Genomic DNA, 12,691 nt, shown 5'->3' with positions numbered 1-12,691 from the left:
TATGTCGCCCGTCCGACGCCGTGTCCGTACCCGAGGAGTCCGCCCGTGCACCGTCCCCCCACCGCCGAGGCCGAGGTCGCCGAGGAGCTGGCCGCCGTACGGCCCGGCCTCGTGTCGCGGTACGCGGCCGAGCTGCCCGGCGCCCGCGCGGCCGTGCTGTCCCGTCTGTGGCGTGCGCTGGCCCATGAGCCGCTGCCCTGGGTCGCGGGCCGGGAGCGGGGCCGGGAGGAGCTGGTGCTGCGCCTGCGCGACGGCCGCCTGCTGCGCGGCCCGCGCCCCGACCCGTACTCCACCGCCGCGTACGTCACGGTCGTACGGCTCGGCGAGTCGCCGTACGACGACCCGGCGCGGCTGATGACGGATCTCGCCGTGCCCCGCTCGGCGGGCTTCGCCGCCGAGCTCGGGCACAGTGTCGCGTCGCTGGCGCTGTCCCGGGCGGGGCAGGGGGAGCACCCGGACGAGTGGCCCGCGCACGACTGGGAGTGGGAGCAGCGCGTGGTCGACGGGCATCCGTTCCACCCCAGCTGCCGGTCCCGGCCCGGCTTCTCGGTGGCCGAGCAGCTCGCCTGCGCGCCCGAGCACCGGCCGGTCGTGCAGCTGGGGCTGGTGCCCGTCCCGGAGGCGGAGTGCCTGGTGACGGGGGTGTGGCCCGAGGAGCTGCGGGACGGGCGGCGGGTGCTGGTCCCGGTGCACCCGTGGCAGGCGGCGCATGTGCTCGGGCGGCCGTGCGAGGCGTGGCTCGGCGCGCACCCGCTGATGTCCCTGCGGACCCTCGCCGTGCCCGGCGGGCCGCACGTCAAGACGGCGCTGAGCGCCCGGCTGACCTCCTCGGTGCGGGACATCTCGGTCGCCTCCGTCGCCGCGTCGGCGACGCTCTCGGCGTTCGGGGAGGCCCTGGCCGCGCGCACGGACGGGCTGCTGCACCTCACCCGCACCCTGGGCGCGGCCGCCCGCTCCCCCGAGCTGGCGGCCGTGCTGCGGGAGCCGCCGCAGGCGTACGCGGCGGCCGGGCGCGGCGAGCGGGTGGTGCCGGTGGCCGCGCTGGCCCCGACGGGGCTGGTCCGGGACCCCGCCCGGCTGGCCGGTCTGGCGCGGCTGGCGCTCACCGTGGGCCTGCGGCTGCTGGAGCTGGGCGCGGCCCTGGAGGCGCACGGGCAGAACCTGCTGGTGGTGCTGTCGGCGACGGGCGTCCCGCTGCGGCTGGTCTACCGCGACCTGGCCGACCTGCGCATCAGCCCGGCCCGTCTGGCCCGGCACGGCGTCCCGGTCCCCGAGCTGCCCGCCCGCATGGTCACGGACGACCCGGTGGCGCTGCGCCGCAAGCTGTTCGGCTCGCTGGTGGCGGGGGCGCTGGCGGGCGCGGCGGGCTCCGGGCCGGCGCTGCGGGCCGCGCTGGAGACGGCCGTACGGGACCTGCCGCGCACCCCGGACCTCGCCGCGCTGCTGGACGGGCCGCTGCCCGTCAAGGCGCTGACGCTGATGCGGCTGTCGCCGGGCGGGACCGGCGACCTGTGGGGCGAACTGCCCAATCCGCTGCGCCGGCCGCCGTGTTGACGGTCCGTGCCGGCGCCGGCCGCCGCGGTCGCGTTTTGGAGCACGGAACCGCCGGTCAATAAGATCCGCCGATGATCACAAGAAAACGGCTGGCGGCGGGCGTGGGCGCCCTGCTCGCCGCGCTGGCGGCCGGGATCGCCGTCCCGGCCGGGGCGGCCGCCGGTGAGCCCACGGGCGAGGACGCGCCGAAGGTCGACCTCGTGCTGGACGTGAGCGGCTCGATGCGGGCCCGGGACATCGACGGGCAGTCGCGGATGGCCGCGGCCAAGCAGGCGTTCAACGAGGTGCTCGACGCGACGCCCGAGGGGGTCCGGCTCGGCATCCGCACCCTGGGCGCGAACTACCCCGGCGACGACCGCAGGACCGGCTGCGAGGACACCGCGCAGCTCTACCCGGTCGGCCCGCTGGACCGCACCGAGGCCAAGACGGCGGTCGCGACGCTGGTGCCCACCGGCTGGACGCCGATCGGCCCGGCCCTGCTCGCGGCGGCCGACGACCTCGACGGCGGCACCGGCTCCAAGCGCATCGTGCTGATCAGCGACGGCGAGGACACCTGCGCCCCGCTCGACCCGTGCGAGGTGGCCCGCGAGATCGCCGCCAAGGGCATCGGCCTGACCATCGACACCCTCGGCCTGGTCCCCAACACCAGGATGCGCCGGCAGCTCAGCTGCATCGCCGAGGCGACCGGCGGGACGTACACCTCGGTCGAGCACGCCGACGAACTCACCGACCGGGTGAACCAGTTGGTGGACCGCGCGGCCGATCCGGTGGTGACGCCGGTGGCCGCCGAGGGCGCGGGCACGTGCGCGAAGGCGCCGGTGCTGAAGTCGGGTCTGTACACCGACCGCGAGGAGTTCGGGCAGCAGCGCTGGTACCGCGTGGACGTGCTGCCCGGCCAGGAGCTGCGGGCCTCGGTGAGCGTGGCCGCCGACCGGGACGTGGCCCCCTCCTACGGGGTGCTGCTGCGGGCGGTGACGGCGCACGGCCGGGAGATCGTGCGCGGGGAGGCGGCGGGCAACGGCCGCACCGACGTGATCGCCACGGGCCTGCGCTACCCGAAGGCGGAGAGCGACGAGGAGGACGCCGCCGCCGAGACCGTGTGCCTCCAGGTGACCCACTCCTTCTCGGCGGCCGCCGGGGTGAAGACCACGCCCGGCCTGCCGCTGGAGCTGACCGTGGACGTGGTCGACGGCCCCGACGAGGCGGGCGACGTGGCCTCCTTCGGCCTCGGCCGCGGCTGGTGGCTGCTGGGCGTGCTGGTCCTGGCCGGCTTCCTGGCGGGCCTGGTGTGGGGCTGGCTGTCGCGCTGGCGGATCGCGGTCTGGAGGACCAACTGATGCGTTCTGTACGTCTTCTCGGTTCCGTGCTCGGTTCCGCGCTGCTGCTGCTCGGACTCGCCGCGGCCCCCGCCGCGGCCGGCTCCACGCCGTCCGCGGACCCCTCGGGCGACCCGGACGCGCCGACCGAGGCCGGCACCTCGTTCCGCACCGCGACCGAGATCGGGCAGGGGCAGCGGGCCACGGCGAGCGGTTCCGCGGGCGACTACCTGTACTGGTCGTTCCCGGCGGACACCGGGCAGCGCCCCACCGTGCGGGCGACGGTGCAGCTGCCGGAGGCGCACGCCGCCGAGACCTGGCAGCTCGACGTGTACGACGGGCTGCGCCGCCGCCAGGCCTGCCAGTACGGGGCGCAGACCCGCACCGCCCCGCGGGACGCCTCCTCCGTGGAGCTGGCCTGCGTGCTGCGCACGGTCCGCGCCTGGTCGGAGCCGTGGGCGAACGACCCGCTGCCGGGCACGTACTACATCCGGCTGACGGCCACCGGTCTCGCCACCTCCGACCTGGGCCTGCCGGTGGACGCGGAGGTCCGGGTCGGGTCCGAGGACGTCGGCGGGTCGGCGGCGGTGGACGGCTCGCTGGCCGAGCCGCTGGTGCCGGGGATCGCGTCGAGGCCCGAGCGGGACACCGGGCACGCCGAGGACGGGGATTCGGCGGTGCTGTCCGACCTCGAACCCGAGGACGGCTGGGCGTCGGGCCGGTGGTCCGACCGCTGGGTGTGGACCGCGGCCGGCGGCGCGCTGGCCGCGCTGGCGGGGGTCGGCGGGTACGCGCTGACCCGGGGCGGGGGGCGTCCTTCCCGGGTGCCGCCCGGGGTCTGACCCGCCGTCGGTGACCGTCGGGGGCCCGCCCGGTGCGGGCCCCCGCCGTCTCAGCCCTCCCTGAGCTCCTTGGCCAGGGCGCCGTCCCCGCTCACCTCGATACGGCCGTCGCGCACCGCCTGGGCCACGCTCACCTCGCCGCGGCCGATCGCCGTGCACGTCGCCGCGTCCAGCGCCAGCCGGGCGTCGGGCTCCCCGGGAGCGGGCCCGTCGCCGTACACCGGCCCCTCCCCGGCGCCGGTGTACAGGTGGAAGCGGCCTTCCGCCAGCCGCACCTCGACCAGTCCCGGTCCCGTCCCCGCCTCCCTCAGGGCGCGCAGCAGCGGCAGCGCGAACCAGTGGGCCCGGACCGCGTCCGTCGGCCGCCGCTCCCCCAGCTCGGCCGCGCCCCACGCGCCGAGCGCCTCCAGCACCGGCAGCAACTCCCGTCCGCGCGCCGTGAGTTCGTACACGTAGGCCGCGCCGGGCGGCGGCAGCCGGCGGCGGGTCGCCAGGCCGTCCCGCTCCATGTCCCTCAGCCGCGAGGCGAGCACGTCGGTGCTGACGCCGGGCAGGTCCGCGTGCAGGTCCGTGTAGCGGCGCGGGCCGGCCAGGAGTTCACGGACGATCAGCAGGGTCCAGCGGTCGCCCACGACGTCGAGCGCCCGTGCGGCGGAACAGAACTGGTCGTAGCTACGGCGAGTGCGGGGTGACATGCGACGCAGTGTAGACGTGTTGTTGGACTTTCCAAGCTCGTACTTGGTAAAACCAAGTAACACCACGTACCGGAGGGGCGAGAGCGCATGGAGTTCCGGCAGTCCAACAAGCTCAGCGAGGTCTGTTACGAGATCCGCGGCCCGGTGATAGAGCACGCCAACGCACTGGAGGAGGCGGGCCACAGCGTGCTGCGGCTGAACACCGGCAACCCCGCGCTGTTCGGCTTCGAGGCGCCGGAGGAGATCCTCCAGGACATGATCCGGATGCTGCCGCGGGCGCACGGCTACACGGACTCCCGCGGCATCCTCTCCGCCCGCCGGGCCGTCGCCCAGCGCTACCAGACCCTCGGCCTGGAGGTGGACGTCGACGACGTCTACCTCGGCAACGGCGTCTCGGAGCTGGTGTCGATGGCCGTCCAGGCGCTGGTGGAGGACGGCGACGAGATCCTGATCCCCGCCCCGGACTTCCCGCTGTGGACGGCGGTGACGACGCTGGCGGGCGGCAAGGCGGTGCACTACCTGTGCGACGAGCAGGCCGAGTGGTACCCGGACCTGGACGACATGGCGGCGAAGATCACCGACCGCACCAAGGCGGTCGTGATCATCAACCCGAACAACCCCACCGGCGCCGTCTACCCGAAGGAGATCGTCGAGGGCATCCTCGACCTCGCCCGCCGCCACGGCCTGATGGTGTTCGCCGACGAGATCTACGACCAGATCCTCTACGACGACGCCGTGCACCACTCGGCCGCCGCGCTCGCCCCCGATCTGGTGGTCCTCACCTTCTGCGGCCTGTCGAAGACGTACCGGGTGGCCGGCTTCCGCTCCGGCTGGCTGGTGGTCACCGGCCCCCGGCAGCACGCGAAGGACTACCTGGAGGGCCTGACCATGCTGGCCTCCATGCGGCTGTGCGCCAACGCGCCCGCGCAGTACGCCATCCAGGCCGCCCTCGGGGGCCGCCAGTCCATCCGCGAGCTGACCGCGCCCGGCGGGCGGCTGCGCGAACAGCGCGACGTGGCGTGGGAGAAGCTCAACGAGATCCCCGGCGTGACGTGCGTGAAGCCCAAGGGCGCGCTGTACGCGTTCCCACGCCTGGACCCCAAGGTGCACCCCGTCCACGACGACGAGCGGTTCGTCCTGGACCTGCTGCTGCGCGAGAAGATCCAGGTGGTCCAGGGCACCGGGTTCAACTGGCCCTCCCCCGACCACTTCCGCATCCTGACCCTGCCGCACGCGGACGTCCTGGAGACGGCGATCGGGCGGATCGGGCGGTTCCTCAGCGGATACCGGCAGTAGCGGCCGGCCGGGCCCCGCGCCCACCGCCGTCACCGGTACACGGTGCGACTGACCGGCCGCCGCCCGGGTTCGTCCGGGCGGCGCGCGTGACGCCGTGCGCCGGTGCGGAGTTGACCCGGGTGCGAAGGGAGGTGCCGGGACATGGACGTGCCGGGGCAGGGGCAGCGGATCGTGGACGGGCCGGAGCCGTACGGCTGGGACGGGGACTCGGCGGCGGTCCTGCGGACGGTCGGCAAGGTCGTCAAGATGTGGCGCGAGCGGGCCGGGATGACCCAGGCCGAGCTGGGCGCGGCGATCGGTTACAGCGAGGATCAGGTGTCCTCCGTGGAACGGGGGCGGCGGGCGCCGAAGGCGCCCCTCCTCGACGCGGCGGACCGGGTGCTCGGGGCGGGCGGGATGCTCGCCGGGCTGAGCAAGGACGTGGCGGAGGCGCGGTACCCGAAGAAGGTCCGGGACCTGGCGAAGCTGGAGGCGGAGGCCGTCGAGATCTGCGCGTACGACAACTCCGTGGTCAACGGGCTGTTGCAGACCGAGGAATATCTGCGGGCGGTGTTCGGCTCACGGCGCCCCGCGTTCCCCGAGGAAGAGCTGGAGCAACGCGTCGCCGCCCGGCTGGCCAGGCAGGAGATCATCGACGGTACTCGGACGGTCCCGGCTTTCAGCTTCGTCCACGACGAGGCGGTCCTGCGTCGGCGGGTGGGGGGCAAAATGATGCTGCGCCGACAGCTCGAACGGCTGTTGGAGATCGGGCACATGCGGAACGTGGAGATCCAGGTGCTTCCCCTGGACCGTGAGGACAATGCCGGTCTCGGCGGCCCCTTCCACCTGCTGCGGCTCAAGGAGGGAGACACGTTGGGCTACAACGAGGTCCAGTTCACCAGCCGACTGATCTCGAGCCCCAAGGAGGTCCAGATCCTCGAACTGCGCTATGGGATCATCCGGGCTCAGGCCCTCCCCCCGCGAGAGTCGCTGGCCTTCATCGAGAAACTCCTTGGAGAGACATGACGACAAAGCCCCCGGCCGGTCACGGCTCCGAGCTGAAGTGGTTCAAGAGCAGTCACAGCACCGATGACGGTCCTGCCTGCGTCGAGGTCGCCACCGCCCCCGGCACCGTCCACGTACGGGACTCGAAGAACCGGCTGGGCCCCCGGCTCGCCTTCCGGCCGCGGGAGTGGGCCGCTTTCGTCTCCTACGCCGCCGGTCGCTGACGTACGTCCCGCCGCGCCCCGGGTCCGGTTCCGCGCCGGGGCCGGGGCGCCGGCGTGCGGGGGCGCGGGTGGGCGGCGGGGCCCGTACGCCGTGACCGCGCCGGGGCCGGGGCGCCCGGCGGCGCCGGTGGGTCGTCGGACCCTCGGCGTAGCCTTTGAAGCGCCGGCCGCAGCCCCGTGAGGGTCTCGCGGGCAGCCGGCCGACAGGGCTTCCCCGGAAAGGAGCACGCCGTGGCACGACCGCCGACCGCCGCGCAGCGGCGTGTCATCGAGGCCGCCGACCCCGTCACCGGGCGCTTGAAGGGCACCCCGGCGCAGCTCGCGGCGCTGGTGGAGCGGGGGCTCGCCTTCCGGCATCCGCGGCCGCCGCACGACTGCTTCCTGACGCCGGCCGGACGCCGCCTGCGCGAGGCCGAGCCCGCCCCGAAGGCTCCTCCCGAGCCGGCCCCGGAGGCTTCCGCGTCCGGCGGCGGTGTGTTCGCCGCGTACGCCGGTGCCGAGGACGAGGTGCCGGACACCGGCCCGGCCCGGGCCCGTGAGGTGCGCAGCGCCTGGCAGGGCCTGCTGGAGCTGCGCCGGATGACCCACGCGGACGGCGCCACCGACCGGCCGTGCGCCTGGGAGCGCGGACACCTGGTGCAGGCCGCCGCGCTCGCCCTGGAGGCGGACGGCCACCGGCCGGCCGGGCGGGACGCCGACGGCTACCGGGTGCGCGCCACGCCGCAGCCCGAGGCCGTCGCCGTGCACGCGCCGGACGGTGCCGCGCTGCGGGCCTGCGCGGCGACGCTGGAGCGGGCCGGATGGCAGGTCGGCGAGCACACGGAGCCGCGGACGCGGAAACGGTATCTGCTGGCGTCTCCGCGACGGTCGTAGGAGCCGCGTGCCAGGATCGGTCCGACTCGCCGGCCGGACCGGCCGGCCCGGCAGCCGTGGCGCGAGAAGGGGAGTCCGTGAGCGAGCCGTTTTCCGTCGGTGTGACCGTCCGCGGGTACGAGACCGACGTCCAGGGGCACCTGAACCAGGCCGTGTACCTCAACTACGCCGAGCACGCCCGCTGGTCGCTGCTTCAGGCCGCGGGGATCCGGCAGGCCGACCTCGTCGGCAGGGGCGTCGGGCCGGTGGCCCTGGAGACGACCATCCGCTACCTGCGGGAGCTGCTGGCGGGCGACGAGGTCGAGGTGACGTGCGGCTTCGAGTGGGGCGAGGGCAAGACGTTCCGGATCCACCAGACCGTGCGCAAGACGGACGGCACGGTCGCCGCCGAGATCACGGCGGTCGGCGGGCTGATGGACCTCAAGGCCCGCAAGCTGGTCGCGGACCCGCGGCGGTATTTCGAGGACCTGGCCGCGGACCCGGGTCTGTTCGGACTCTGAGCGGCCGGGCCTTCCGGTTCGGGCCGCGTGTCGGCCGGCGCCGGGCACCTCGGCGGAACGGCGCGGGAGCGCAGGAAGCCGAGGGCGGCTCCAGTGGGACAACTCCCGCGGATCGGGGGCGAGTAGGGTCCGTGCCATGGTTCCGCTTCCCTACCTCCAGATGCTGCGCCAGGAGTCCGCCGCGTTCAGCGCCTGCCTCCGGCACGACCTGAGCACGCCGGTCCCCCACTGCGGGGACTGGACGCTGCGCGACCTCGCCGAGCACATGGGCCGGGGCAACCGGTGGGTCGTCGCGGCGGTCACCGACAAGCGCGGCGACCACGAGCCGCCGCCCGCACCGCGCGAGGACGCCGAGGTGCGGGACTGGTTCGACGCTTCGGTGGACGAGTTGCTGGCCGTGCTGGACACTGATCCGGCCGACGAGGCGTGGACCTTCCACCCCCCGCACACCGTGGGCTTCTGGCAGCGGCGGCGCGCCCAGGAGACGCTGATCCATCGCTGGGACGCGCAGAGCGCCCTGGGAGACGCCCTCCCCTTCGGCCCGGAGTTCGCGGCGGACGGAGTGGCGGAGGTCTTCGACACCATGGCACCGCGTCAGATCGCGCGCGGACGGGCCGAACCGCCGCGCCGTGCGCTCCGGCTGCGGGCCACGGACACCGGCCGGTCCTGGACCTACGGTCCGGGCGAGCCCGTGGCCGAGATCTCCGGAACGGCGGAGCGGCTGCTGCTCATGCTCTGGGGCCGGCTGCCCGCCGACGCCGCGTCGTTCTCGTGGTCCGGGGACCGCGCGGCGGGAGCGGCGGTTCTCGCCGGCCCGCTGACGCCCTGACCGCCACCGGCCCCGCCGGACGCGCGGCCCCGGAACTCGGACCCGGTTCGGGCCGCCGCCGGCGTACGGGCCCGGACCGGTGAGGAGGCTGCTCCGCCCGGAGGCGAGGCGGGCCACGGCGGCGGCGACCCCCGCGGCCGCCCGGGGAGGCGGCCGCCGTTCCGCGGCAAAGGCCGCCCGGGCGTCAGCACCGCGTCGCGAGCCGCGCCAGCCGCCGGGCCTCGGCGCGCGTCGCGCGGGCGACGGCGTCCTCGTCGACGGTCAGCAGCCGTCCGTCCTCGACGATCTGGCGGCCGCCGACGAAGGAGGCGGTGACCGGGGCCGCCGCGCCGAGGACCAGCGCGGCCACCGGGTCGGCGATCGAGGAGTGGGCCAGCGTGTCCAGCCGCCACAGCACCAGGTCGGCCAGCTTGCCCGGCTCCAGGGAGCCGGTCTCGGCGGCGCGGCCGAGGACCCGGGCGCCGCCGTAGGTGCCCAGGCGCAGCGCCTGGCGGGTGGTCAGCGCGGCCTCGCGGTGGGCGCCGAGGCGGTTGACGAGCAGGGCGTTGCGCAGTTCGGTGTGCAGTTCGCCGGACTCGTTGGAGGCGGTGCCGTCGACGCCGAGGCCGACCGGGACGCCGGCCGCCAGCAGGTCGGGGACCCGGGCGATGCCCGCGGCCAGGCGGGCGTTGGAGGAGGGGCAGTGGGCCACGCCCGTCCCGGTGCGGGCGAAGGCGGCGATGTCGGAGTCGTTCATGTGGACGCAGTGCGCCATCCACACGTCCGCGCCGAGCCAGCCGGTGGACTCGAAGTAGTCGGTCGGGCCCATGCCGAACCGCTCGTGGCAGAACTTCTCCTCCTCCACGGTCTCCGAGCCGTGGGTGTGCAGCCGTACGCCGAGGCGGCGCGCCAGCTCGGCGCCCTGGCGCAGGAGTTCGGTGGAGACGGAGAAGGGGGAGCAGGGCGCGACGGCGACCTGGGTCATCGCGCCGAAGGAGGCGTCGTGGTGCTGCCGGACGGTCTCCTCGGTGGCGGCGAGCGCGCCGTCCAGCGTCTCGACGGCGAAGTCCGGCGGCAGTCCGCCGTCCGACTCGCCCAGGTCCATGGAGCCGCGGGCGAGGGTGAAGCGCACCCCCGTCTCGCGGGCGGCGCGGACGACGGCGCCGGACAGGTCGCCGCAGCCGCGCGGGAAGACGTAGTGGTGGTCCATGGCGGTGGTGACGCCGCCGCGGGCCATCATCGCCAGCGACCCCCGGGCCGCCGCGTACACCATCGGCTCGTCGATGCGCGCCCAGACCGGGTAGAGCGCGGCGAGCCAGTCGAACAGGTTGTGGTCGGTGGCCAGGCCCCGGGTGAGCCACTGGTAGAAGTGGTGGTGGGTGTTGACCAGGCCGGGGGTCGCCAGGTGCCCGGTGGCGTCGATCCGGCGGACGACGTCCCGCAGGCCCTCGGGGGCCTCGCCGGCGCCGAGCGACTCGATGCGGTCGCCGGCCAGGACGACGTGTCCGCGGGCGTACTCGGTGTCGTGCGCGTCGACCGTCGCGATCGCGCAGTTCTCGATGACGATGCGCTGGGCTGCCGCCATGGTCGGTCCTTTTCGCTCATGGGGAGGGGGCACGGCGGGGTGCCGGGTGCCGCGGCCGGGAGAACGAGCCGGCCGGGTCCCGGCCGCGGGTGCCGGGGCAGGTCACGGGTCGGTGAGGTCCACCGGGATGCGCGGCTCGCAGCCGTCCCGCAGGACGGTCGCCTCGATCAGGCCGTAGGGGCGGTCGGCGGCGACGTACACGGCCGCGTCGGCGGTGTCGTTGCTCAGCCCGAACGGCTCCAGGTCCACCAGGAAGTGGTGCTTGTTGGGGAGGGAGAAGCGGACCTCGTCTATCTCGCCGCGGTGGCCGATGATGCGCGCGCCCATCTGGTACAGCGTCTGCTGGAGCGAGAGCGAGTACGTCTCGGCGAAGGCCTGGAGCAGGTGCTTCCTGGTCTGCTCGTAGGACTCGTCCCAGTCGGGCATCTCCTGCGCGTCGTCGGTCCAGTTGAACCGCCAGCGGCCGGAGACGGAGGTGGCCAGGACGCGGTCGCGGGTCTCCTCCAGGGTCGTGTAGCGGTCCCGGGCGTAGCCCCGGAACTCGGAGCCGGTCGAGTTCAGCACGGTCAGGCCGGTCAGGCCGGAGACGACCTCCCACGACGCGCCGTCGTAGGTGACCTGGGCGAGCCGCGTCTCCTGGCCCTTGCGGACGAAGGAGTGCCCGGTTCCGGCGGCGCCGGCGGCCTGCGGGCCGGTCCCGGAGGTCCCGATCCGTTCCCAGGCGTACTCCTCGACGCGGACGCGGGCCCGGTGGATGGGCTCCTGGCTGGTGACGAAGTGGCGGGCGAGGTGGACGGCGAACTGCTCGGCGGACTCGACGCCGTACTCCTTGGCGAACGCGTACACCGTGTTCTTGGCGGTGTCGGTCGGCAGGACGTGGGCGTTGGAGCCGGAGCGGTGGACCTCGTCCATGTCGCCGGAGAGCGCGACGGAGACGTTCAGGTCCTTGATGTGGTGGGTGGCGCCGTCCCGCGTGATCCTGACGACCCGGGTCTCGGCCTTGCCGTACTGGTTCTGCCCCAGGAGGACGGGGCGGGCCGGGCGGGGAAGGTCTGTCATCTCAGCTAGCTCCCTCGGTATACGGAGTAGCCGAACGGGCTGAGCAGCAGCGGTACGTGGTGGTGCTCGCCAGGCGTCACGGCGAAGGCGACGGTGACTTCCGGGAAGAACGCGCCGCCGTCCCGGTTCGCGGGGGCGTCCCGCTGCGCGTCGGCTTGCCTCTTCTCGAAGTACGGCTCGACGGCGAAGTCCAGCCGTACGTGGGTGGTCCCCTCCGGCGGCGCCGGGAGGTCCGCGCACCGCCCGTCCGCGTCGGTCGCGGAGCCGCCGAGCGCCCGCCAGGCCGCCTCCCGTCCCGAGCGGGCGAGGAGGCGGACGGCGACGCCCCCGGCGGGGCGGCCGAGGCTGGTGTCCAGGACGTGGGTGGACACCGAGGCGGTGGTGCGGGTGCTCATGGCGCGGTCAGTCCTCCTCGACGAGTCGGGCCAGGCGGATACGGTTGATCCTGCCCAGCTCGGTGCGGGCGATCTCGCGCTCCCGCTCCGGCGGGTTCCCGATCCGCTCCTCGAGCGCGTCGCGCATCTGCTCGCCGGTCCGGCCGGTGGCGCAGATCAGGAACACATGGCCGAACTTCTCCTGGTAGGCCAGGTTCAGTTCCAGCATCTCCGCCCGGAGCGCGGCGGAGGCTCCGGCCATGCCGCGCTGTTCCCGGGCCGAGGCGGGGTCGCCGGGCGCGGGGCGGCCGATCGGCGGGTGCCCGGCCATCGCCTCCGCGAGGTCCCCGGCCGACAGCCCGGCCGTGGCGGCGTCGCCGGCGGCGTAGAGGTCCTCGGGGGTGGCGTAGGGACGGGCGGCGAGCAGGCGCCGGGCCCACGCCGTGGAGGCGCACACCGCGCGGAGCGCGGCGAGGGCCGCGGTCTCCTCCAGGGCGTTGAGACGGGCCAGGCCCGGCGGCGTGGGAGTGGGCGTCACGGGAGCCTCCGTGGCCGCGAACGGCCTTCGTGCTGGACAGGCG

Annotated in this window: 14 protein-coding genes; 9 read left to right on the top strand and 5 right to left on the bottom strand. The window is 74.9% G+C overall.

Translation table 11 applies throughout. The features are described 5' to 3' along the window. Positions 1–45 precede the first annotated feature (45 nt). From ABD363_RS18510 to ABD363_RS18500, 3 genes are all read left to right on the top strand, one after another. Positions 46–1,554 carry an IucA/IucC family protein gene (locus ABD363_RS18510; RefSeq protein WP_344604870.1) on the top strand — a complete coding sequence of 503 codons (1,509 nt, stop codon included), beginning with the start codon at positions 46–48 and terminating at the stop codon, positions 1,552–1,554. 71 nt (positions 1,555–1,625) lie between these two features. Further along, positions 1,626–2,891 (top strand): VWA domain-containing protein, encoded by a 1,266-nt coding sequence (locus ABD363_RS18505; protein ID WP_344604868.1) that lies wholly within the window; start codon positions 1,626–1,628, stop codon positions 2,889–2,891. After that, positions 2,891–3,712 carry a hypothetical protein gene (locus ABD363_RS18500; protein WP_344604866.1) on the top strand — a complete coding sequence of 274 codons (822 nt, stop codon included), beginning with the start codon at positions 2,891–2,893 and terminating at the stop codon, positions 3,710–3,712. Before ABD363_RS18505 ends, ABD363_RS18500 begins: the two co-directional genes overlap by 1 nt. A 50-nt stretch (positions 3,713–3,762) precedes the next feature. On the opposite strand, the gene ABD363_RS18495 is transcribed toward ABD363_RS18500, so the two are convergent. Then, positions 3,763–4,407 (bottom strand): winged helix-turn-helix transcriptional regulator, encoded by a 645-nt coding sequence (locus ABD363_RS18495; RefSeq protein WP_344604864.1) that lies wholly within the window; start codon positions 4,405–4,407, stop codon positions 3,763–3,765. 87 nt (positions 4,408–4,494) lie between these two features. Between ABD363_RS18495 and ABD363_RS18490 the strand changes: the two genes are divergently transcribed. From ABD363_RS18490 to ABD363_RS18465, 6 genes are all read left to right on the top strand, one after another. After that, the gene (locus ABD363_RS18490; protein WP_344604862.1) at positions 4,495–5,703 is read left to right on the top strand and encodes a pyridoxal phosphate-dependent aminotransferase; all 1,209 of its coding nucleotides are present in this window, start codon (positions 4,495–4,497) and stop codon (positions 5,701–5,703) included. 141 nt (positions 5,704–5,844) lie between these two features. Beyond that, entirely contained in the window at positions 5,845–6,708 is an 864-nt protein-coding gene (locus ABD363_RS18485) for a helix-turn-helix domain-containing protein (RefSeq protein WP_344604860.1), read from the top strand. Further along, entirely contained in the window at positions 6,705–6,911 is a 207-nt protein-coding gene (locus ABD363_RS18480) for a DUF397 domain-containing protein (protein ID WP_344604858.1), read from the top strand. The genes ABD363_RS18485 and ABD363_RS18480 overlap by 4 nt, the downstream gene beginning before the upstream one ends. Before the next feature lie 231 nt (positions 6,912–7,142). Continuing rightward, the gene (locus ABD363_RS18475; protein ID WP_344604856.1) at positions 7,143–7,784 is read left to right on the top strand and encodes a hypothetical protein; all 642 of its coding nucleotides are present in this window, start codon (positions 7,143–7,145) and stop codon (positions 7,782–7,784) included. 77 nt (positions 7,785–7,861) lie between these two features. Further along, positions 7,862–8,284, top strand: a complete 423-nt coding sequence (locus ABD363_RS18470) for an acyl-CoA thioesterase (RefSeq protein ID WP_344604854.1) — start codon at positions 7,862–7,864, stop codon at positions 8,282–8,284. Between the two features lie 136 nt (positions 8,285–8,420). Next, a complete protein-coding gene (locus tag ABD363_RS18465) occupies positions 8,421–9,113 on the top strand; it encodes a maleylpyruvate isomerase family mycothiol-dependent enzyme (RefSeq protein WP_344604852.1) in 693 nt (230 codons plus the stop codon). 184 nt (positions 9,114–9,297) lie between these two features. On the opposite strand, the gene ABD363_RS18460 is transcribed toward ABD363_RS18465, so the two are convergent. The 4 genes from ABD363_RS18460 to uraD all read right to left on the bottom strand — a co-directional run bounded on the left by ABD363_RS18460 (position 9,298) and on the right by uraD (position 12,648). Further along, positions 9,298–10,677 (bottom strand): 8-oxoguanine deaminase, encoded by a 1,380-nt coding sequence (locus ABD363_RS18460; RefSeq protein ID WP_344604850.1) that lies wholly within the window; start codon positions 10,675–10,677, stop codon positions 9,298–9,300. Between the two features lie 102 nt (positions 10,678–10,779). After that, a complete protein-coding gene (gene pucL / locus ABD363_RS18455; protein WP_344604848.1) occupies positions 10,780–11,736 on the bottom strand; it encodes a factor-independent urate hydroxylase in 957 nt (318 codons plus the stop codon). Positions 11,737–11,741: 5 nt separating this feature from the next. Further along, positions 11,742–12,131: a hydroxyisourate hydrolase gene (uraH, locus tag ABD363_RS18450; RefSeq protein ID WP_344604846.1), complete on the bottom strand. Its 390-nt coding sequence runs from the start codon at positions 12,129–12,131 to the stop codon at positions 11,742–11,744. Between the two features lie 7 nt (positions 12,132–12,138). After that, positions 12,139–12,648 carry a 2-oxo-4-hydroxy-4-carboxy-5-ureidoimidazoline decarboxylase gene (gene uraD, locus ABD363_RS18445; RefSeq protein ID WP_344604844.1) on the bottom strand — a complete coding sequence of 170 codons (510 nt, stop codon included), beginning with the start codon at positions 12,646–12,648 and terminating at the stop codon, positions 12,139–12,141. Positions 12,649–12,691: the final 43 nt, after the last annotated feature.

The organism is Streptomyces glaucus (genome assembly GCF_039533365.1).
GTDB classification, from domain to species: Bacteria; Actinomycetota; Actinomycetes; order Streptomycetales; family Streptomycetaceae; genus Streptomyces; species Streptomyces glaucus.
This window is presented reverse-complemented; position numbering and strand designations above follow the sequence as displayed.